This is a genomic window from Massilia sp. P2_C2, from assembly GCF_056404615.1.
Genome location: NZ_JBFUDR010000513.1, coordinates 1 through 2,598, shown reverse-complemented (window position 1 = coordinate 2,598; position 2,598 = coordinate 1). Strand labels below are relative to the sequence as shown.

Sequence of the window (2,598 nt, the reverse complement as noted above, 5' to 3'; positions counted from 1 at the left end):
GGACAGGAGAACGTAGGGTGGGCGCCCCCGTGCCCACGCGGACGTTCGCGGTGTGTTGGCATTACGCGTGGGCACGGGGTGCCCACCCTACCATGTGAATATGTCCATCTCGTCACTCCTGTATATTAAACCGCGCCTGTGGGGCCACCTCGCCGCGCGCTACGCCGCCAGCTGGTGGGCCATGCTGCACCTTGGTGCCGTGGCGCTCGTGATGGCGCTGTCGCCGTCCACGTACCACCGCGCCAACCGCCTCGCCACGTCGCGCTACATCTACGCAAGCACGTGGCAGGTGCTGCCCTGGTTCACGGTGCTGACCGCGCTGGTGAGCCTCGTCATCATCCGCATCGTGCTCGTCACCGCGCAGAGCTATGGCCTGTCGCGCTACGCGCTGGAGATGGTCGTGCGCGTGCTCGTGCTGGAATTGCTGCCGCTGTCGGCCGCGATGTTCGCCGCGCTGCGCGCCGGCATGGCGTTCGATGCCAATGCCATGGGCCTCGCGCGCAGCGGCGTGCCCGCGGGGGAGGCGACGGCCGCCACCTTGCGCCGCCTGCGCCACGACCTCGTACCGCAGGTGATCGCCAACGCGTTTTCCGTGCTGAGCCTCGCGATGGTGTCGAGTACCATCGTTCTCCTGCTGGCCTATCTGAACGTGTACGGCCTGTCGCCATGGGGCCTGTCCGACTACACGCGCACCGTCGGCCGCGTGTTCGACCCGACCGTCACGCTGGGCTTCGTGTTCAAGACGGTGCTGTTCGGGCTCGCGGTGGCCGTGATCCCGAGCGCCGCCATCCTGGACCTGCTGCGCCGGCCGCGCCGCCTGCGCACCAACGTGCAGCCGGGCGCGCTGCGGCTGCTGTTCGTGCTGCTGCTGATCGAGGCCAGTTCGCTGGCCGTCAAATACATCTGAAAACAATGAACGATAAAGACCTGACCCGCACTGCGGATGGCCCGCCGGACGAACCGAGGCACGTGGAAGCCAAGGCCCTGATCCTGCTTCTCGTGATCGGCGCGTTGATCGTCGCCTTCTTCCTGTACGTGATGTATGCGCGCGGCGTGTTCGAGAAGACGCAGGAGCTGGTGCTCGTGGCCGACGATTCCGAGGGCGTGATCCCCGGCATGGACATGAGCTTCGCCGGCTTCCCCATCGGGCGCGTGCGCCAGGTGGAACTCGGCAAGGACGGCAAGGTGAACATCCTCGTCGACATTCCGAAGGCCGACGCGAAATGGCTGCGCACGACCAGCGTCTTCACGCTCGAGCGCAGCGTCGTCGGCGAGACCCGGCTGCGCGCCTACAGCGGCATCCTGACGGATCCGCCGCTGCCCGACCACGCCCAGCGCCCCGTGCTGCGCGGCGATGCCACGGCCGAGATCCCGCGCCTGGTGGCGACGGCCCATACGCTGCTGGAAAACCTGGAGACGATGACGCGCCCCGATTCGCACATCGGCAATACGCTGGCCAACGTCGAGGCACTGTCCGGCCGCCTGACGGGGCGCTACGGCGTGCTGGGCACGGCACTGGGCGGCGACGCCGAGGCGGAAAAGCTGCTGCAGACCTTGCGCCGCCTCGACACGCTGCTCGCCAAGACCGACCAGCGCGTGTTCGGCAAGAACGGCGTGATGGACGACACGCAGGGCGCGATCCGCGAACTGAACGGCCTCCTGGCCGACGCCCGCGGCACCTTGCAGAAGGCCGACGCCGTGCTGGCCGAGGCGCAGGCCGTCGGCAAGAATGCGCGCGTCGCCACCGAGGACCTGGGCCGGCTGCGCGGCGAAGTCGATGCGAGCCTGCGCAAGGTGAATCGCCTCGTCGACGAGGTCAACCGCAAATGGCCGTTCAAGCGCGACACGGAGATCAAGCTGCCATGACCCTGAAACCGCTCATCATGCTCGCCGCTGTCGTTGCCGCTTCTGCGGCCGTATTGTCCGGTTGCGCCAGCGGTCCGCAGCCGCCGGCCTGGCAGGGCGACGCGCGCGGTGCCCTCGACGGTTACACGGATGACTTCCTGCGCGGCGACTCGGCCGCCGCCGACGCGGAATTCGCGCGCGCCCGCCGCGCCAGCGCCGCCACCGGACGGTTCGACGTCGTCGCCCAGGCCGAGCTGGTACGCTGCGGCGTGCGGGCCGCGGCGCTGGCCTTCGACTGCGCCGGCTTCGATGCGCTGGCCGCCGACGCGACGCCAGCCCTGCGTGCGTACGCCGCCTACCTGGACGGCCGCTGGCAGGGGCTGGACGCGGCCCTGCTGCCGGAACAGCACCGCGCCGTCGTCACGAGCGGCACGCTGGCCGGCGTCGCCGATCCGCTGTCCCGCCTCGTCGCGGCGGGCGCGCTGTTGAAGGCGGGGCGGATCAATCCGGCCGACATCGCGACGGCCGTCGACACGGCATCGCAGCAGGGCTGGCGCCGTCCGCTGCTGGCCTGGCTCGGCGTGCAGGAACAGCGTGCGCGCGCGGCCGGCGACTCGGCCGCCGCGGAACGCATCCGGCGCCGCATCGAACTGGCGGGGCAGGGCTGACGCGCGCCGGGGAGGCGAAAAACTCTATCCGCGGCGGCCAGGCGCCCAAATCGCGGGGTAGGGTGGGCACCCCGTGCCCACGCGT

The 2,598-nt window shown here is 70.1% G+C and carries 3 protein-coding genes; all 3 read left to right on the top strand.

Annotation, left to right across the window (positions count from 1 at the left end; genetic code table 11):
* Positions 1-100 precede the first annotated feature (100 nt).
* From AC1DYX_RS30240 to AC1DYX_RS30230, 3 genes are read left to right on the top strand one after another with little or no spacing between them, the layout of a single operon-like run.
* Positions 101-907: an ABC transporter permease gene (locus tag AC1DYX_RS30240; RefSeq protein WP_477265783.1), complete on the top strand. Its 807-nt coding sequence runs from the start codon at positions 101-103 to the stop codon at positions 905-907.
* A 5-nt stretch (positions 908-912) separates the two neighbouring features.
* The gene (locus AC1DYX_RS30235) at positions 913-1,866 is read left to right on the top strand and encodes an MlaD family protein (RefSeq protein ID WP_477265781.1); all 954 of its coding nucleotides are present in this window, start codon (positions 913-915) and stop codon (positions 1,864-1,866) included.
* Entirely contained in the window at positions 1,863-2,513 is a 651-nt protein-coding gene (locus AC1DYX_RS30230) for a hypothetical protein (protein ID WP_477265779.1), read from the top strand. Before AC1DYX_RS30235 ends, AC1DYX_RS30230 begins: the two co-directional genes overlap by 4 nt.
* Positions 2,514-2,598 lie beyond the last annotated feature (85 nt).